The sequence below is a fragment of the Bacteroides caecigallinarum genome (genome assembly GCF_021530995.1).
GTDB classification, from domain to species: Bacteria; Bacteroidota; Bacteroidia; order Bacteroidales; family Bacteroidaceae; genus Phocaeicola; species Phocaeicola faecigallinarum.
Genome location: NZ_JADYTF010000178.1, coordinates 1 through 4,353, shown reverse-complemented (window position 1 = coordinate 4,353; position 4,353 = coordinate 1). Strand labels below are relative to the sequence as shown.

The window sequence follows — 4,353 nt, the reverse complement described above, 5'->3', positions numbered from 1 at the left end:
CCCCCAAGCATGATATAGAAAACTGCTGTTCATTACTGTACATTTGTTTGTGGTGATTCAAATATACAATTTGTTCAGCGGTTTTCTTCGTTAATTAACAACTATCACGCGAAATGTCGGATGAACCAGATTTTTTTCCTATCTCTTTCAAACAGATTGTTGGAGATCTCAAATTAGAAAAATGGTAAACGGAGTCAAACTATTCAGTATTCCTCAAAAATTATTATCATCAACTGATATTATAACTCCTTCACTCTCCGAGCAACAATCCATCGCCGATTACCTCGACCAGAAATGCAGCGAGATAGACAAGCTAATCTCCATAAAACAGCAGAAGATAGAGAAGCTGAAAGACTACAAGAAATCATTAATTTTCGAGTGTGTAACCGGAAAAAGAAAAGTAAGCTAATCTCAAAGTGCCAAAGAAGAGGAGTCAAAGAGCCAAAATGGTACTTTGGATGGCACTTTGAACTGAATAATAAGATTAAAGAAAGATATACTCATGAATACCACAGACTTAAAGGAAAAGAACTTTGAAGCCGATATTGAACGATACCTTATCACAGAGGGCGGATATATAAAAGGCAATCAGGATACATACGACAAGGACAGAGCTATTGACATGCCTGTGCTTATCTCCTTTATAGAAAAGACACAGCCTAAGCAGTGGAAACGATATGTAACCAAGTATGGCGACAAGGCCGAGAAACAACTGTACCGTGTGTTTCAAGACGACGTTTCGCGCTATGGACTAATTTATGTGCTCCGCAAGGGTATAAGCGATGTGGGTATAAATATCAGATTTTGCTATTTTGCTCCGGCTTCGATGCTGAATGATGAACTTGTGGCGAATTATGATGCGAATATTCTCACAGTGACACGCCAGTTTGCCTATTCCAAGCTGAACAAGAATACCATCGACATGGTACTTTCGTTGAACGGTATTCCGGTGGTGGCCCTGGAACTGAAAAATCAGATTACGGGTCAGAATGTGGAGGACTCAAAACGTCAGTGGTGCACGGACAGAGACCCGAAAGAACCGCTGTTTCATTTCAACAACCGTATATTGGCATACTTCGGAGTTGACCTGTATGAAGTGGCTCTTACTACCGAGCTGAAAAAAGAAAAGACTTTCTTCATCCCTTTCAATCAGGGCTCAAACGGAGCAGGTGAAGTTGGAGGAGCAGGAAATCCGGAACGTGAGGACGGCGGATATGTAACTGCCTATTTGTGGGAAAAGGTCTTGCGCAGGGATATGCTGCTTTCCATTCTTCAGCGTTATATCTCACGCCAGGAGGAAGAAAAACTGAAGATTATAATAGACAAGCATGGCAGAGAGAAAGAGATTACGGAAACTTCGGTGAAGATAATCTTCCCTCGTTATCACCAGTTGGATGTGGTGGAAAAGTTAGTGGCCGACACTTATTTTGCAAACGTTTTGCAAAGCCGTTGCAAAGAAGAAGCAAGATATGATATGGCTGCGGACGAAAAGACGAAATACTATTCGCTGAAGAAGCCGCACGGAAACAATTATCTTATCCAACACTCGGCTGGTTCGGGAAAATCGAACTCTATCGCATGGCTCACTTATCGTCTTGCAGGACTACAGAATGCGGAAATGAAGAATATGTTCAACAGTGTGTTTGTCATCACCGACAGACGTGTACTGAACAAGCAGCTCCAGAGTACAATCCTAGGCTTCGACCATATAGACGGACAGATAGAAACCATTACAGATTCTGACAACTCGGAGAAACTGGCAAGAATCATCAACGACGACAATACGAGAATTGTTATCACTACCCTACACCGTTTTCCGGTTATCTACAAGGAACTGACAAGTCGAAGCGGCAAGAGATATGCCATAATTGTGGACGAGGCTCATTCTTCACAGTCGGGCAAGAGTTCGGAGAAACTGAAGGCCGCACTTGCGGATACAGACGAGGCATTGCGCGAATATGCGGAAATAGAAGAGATTGAGGCTGAAGAACTGGAAAAGAAAAAGGATGCACTGATGGAGGATTTGCTGGCGCAGGGACAGCACAACAATCTGTACTTCTATGCATTTACGGCAACTCCAAAGCCAAAGACTCTACAGACTTTCGGTGAACTGGCTGAGGAAGGTGAAAATCCTGAAGACAACAAATATGTGGCTTATCATAATTATTCCATGCTACAGGCTATAGAGGAGGGATTCATTAAGGATGTGCTGAAATATTATACCACGTATGACACTACTTACGAGATTGCAAAGCGTATAGAGTCTGACCCATCGTATGAGGAAACTCCTGCCACACGTGCCATAAAGGCTTTCCATGATAACCATCAGCATGTGATAGCTCAGAAAACGGCTATCATTGTGGAGAAGTTCAGAGAGGCGACACTGAATGCCATGCTTGGAAAGGCAAAGGCGATGGTGGTATGTTCCTCGCGTGCTCATGCGGTACGTTATTTCTTGGAGATCAAAAGGTATTGTCAGGAAAACAATATTACTGATGTAAATCCTATGGTGGCTTTCTCCGGTACGGTATCGTATGAGGGAGTGGAATATACTGAAACAAAGTTGAATTCCACTGACGGACGAAACATTTCGGAAGCCAAATTGCCTTTGTATTTTGCTTCGGACTTGTATAATATGCTGGTTGTTGCAGACAAATATCAGACAGGATTCGACGAACCTTTGCTGCATACAATGTTCGTCGACAAGAAACTGAAGGACGTAAAGGCTGTACAGACACTCTCACGTCTGAACAGATGGCAGAAGGACAAGAAAGATACATACGTGCTCGACTTCTGCAACAAGCCGGAGGATATTAAGAAATCGTTCGAACCGTTCTATAAAGGTACAGAGCTGATAAAGCCTGTGGATGTGAACTATGTATATACTTTCAGAAATGACATACAGATGTTCCAGCTTTGGACAGAGGGTGACGAACAGAAATTCTATGATTTGCTGCAAAATATCAGCAAGCAGAAAGACCGCCTTGGAGCCTTGTCGAATGCCTTCAAGAGCACTATTGACAGATATGGAGCTTTGGACGAGGAGAAACAGTTTGAGGTAAGGTCGAAAATCAAGAACTTTGTCCGTTTCTATTCTTATATGGCACAGATAGCAAGAACATACGACAAGGAACTGTACAAAGCCTATGTATATGCTGACTATCTGTACAGACTGCTGCCTAAGAACGCCAAGGAAAGAATAGACCTGAACAAACAGATTATGCTGGTAAACTCCAAAATATCTGAAGGAGAAACTGTTTCCATCCGTTTGGGTGACGACAGTAAACCGATAAAAGGTGAAAATCCAAAGGCAGGAAAGCCGAAGAACGATAATGAGGATTTGCTGAGCCGTATCATTGATAAAGTAAATATCATGTATCAGGGACAATTCTCAGAGGCAGACCGTGTTATAGTGGAATCCATCTACGATAAGATGGTCACTACAGCCAAAAAGAAACTGACCAAACAGGCGAACAATACGGATGAAAAACAGTTTGAGGAAAGTATCTTCCCTCAGATATTTGATGAAGTGGCAAGGGGTTGCTATGTGGAACAGATGGACTCATTCGCCAAGTTGTTTGAAAACAGTGATTTCTACCGTAATGTCATGACACAGATGGCAAAGGTGATGTATGAAAACTATAAGAAAAAGGAAGACGAATAGCTGTATTGAAGAGTCTGAATTTTGCTATAGGCAAATAATAGATAAACTGAAGATTAATTTTGTTATCTCTGCTACACTTTTGCGACGGGAAAAATTTCTGTAGCAAAATTGTAGCAGAGTTTTATTCTATGCCTTTTCTACTCTATAGTAAAACAAAAAAGCCCCATAATCAGTTGATTACAGAGCTTATTGCGGAAGCTGGGGGATTCGAACCCCCGGAACGGTTACCCGTTCGGCAGTTTAGCAAACTGCTGGTTTCAGCCACTCACCCAAACTTCCAAGACCGTTGTAGCGCCTACGGGACTCGAACCCGTGTTTCAGCCGTGAGAGGGCCGCGTCCTAGACCGCTAGACGAAGGCGCCATAAAAAAAGTGACCGCGACAGGATTCAAACCTGTAACCGGCTGATCCGTAGTCAGCTACTCTATTCAGTTGAGCTACGCGGCCATCTTACATTACTACTGGCGGAAGCTGGGGGATTCGAACCCCCGGTACGGTAACCCGTACGTCAGTTTAGCAAACTGGTGGTTTCAGCCACTCACCCAAACTTCCTTTTTTCAGTAGTGCATTTCCTTAAATGCGGTGCAAAGATATGAGTAGTTTCCGATATATCCAAACATTTTCATACATTTTTGTCCTTTTTTTTGTTACTTTTTAATAGTCGTTTGATTATAAAGTAGTTAATAAAAT

1 protein-coding gene, 4 tRNA genes and 1 pseudogene are annotated in these 4,353 nt (G+C 42.4%); 2 read left to right on the top strand and 4 right to left on the bottom strand.

The annotated features are described in order from the left end of the window. Positions 1 to 145: 145 nt before the first annotated feature. Positions 146 to 409: pseudogene (locus tag I6E24_RS15545) on the top strand (restriction endonuclease subunit S); the annotation flags it as partial. 93 nt (positions 410 to 502) lie between these two features. Beyond that, entirely contained in the window at positions 503 to 3,664 is a 3,162-nt protein-coding gene (locus tag I6E24_RS15540; protein WP_235329524.1) for a type I restriction endonuclease subunit R, read from the top strand. Between the two features lie 192 nt (positions 3,665 to 3,856). Here the strand turns inward: I6E24_RS15540 and I6E24_RS15535 are convergent. From I6E24_RS15535 to I6E24_RS15520, 4 genes are all read right to left on the bottom strand, one after another. Then, positions 3,857 to 3,943, bottom strand: a tRNA-Ser gene (locus tag I6E24_RS15535). Between the two features lie 10 nt (positions 3,944 to 3,953). Beyond that, a tRNA-Glu gene (locus tag I6E24_RS15530) sits at positions 3,954 to 4,026 on the bottom strand. Positions 4,027 to 4,036: 10 nt separating this feature from the next. Further along, a tRNA-Arg gene (locus I6E24_RS15525) sits at positions 4,037 to 4,110 on the bottom strand. Between the two features lie 15 nt (positions 4,111 to 4,125). Next, positions 4,126 to 4,215 (bottom strand) — tRNA-Ser (locus I6E24_RS15520). Positions 4,216 to 4,353 lie beyond the last annotated feature (138 nt).

What these genes read in the sequence shown, in the direction of transcription:
- I6E24_RS15540 (WP_235329524.1), top strand. Translation starts at nt 503, where the DNA reads ATGAATACCACAGACTTAAAGGAAAAGAACTTTGAAGCCGATATTGAA.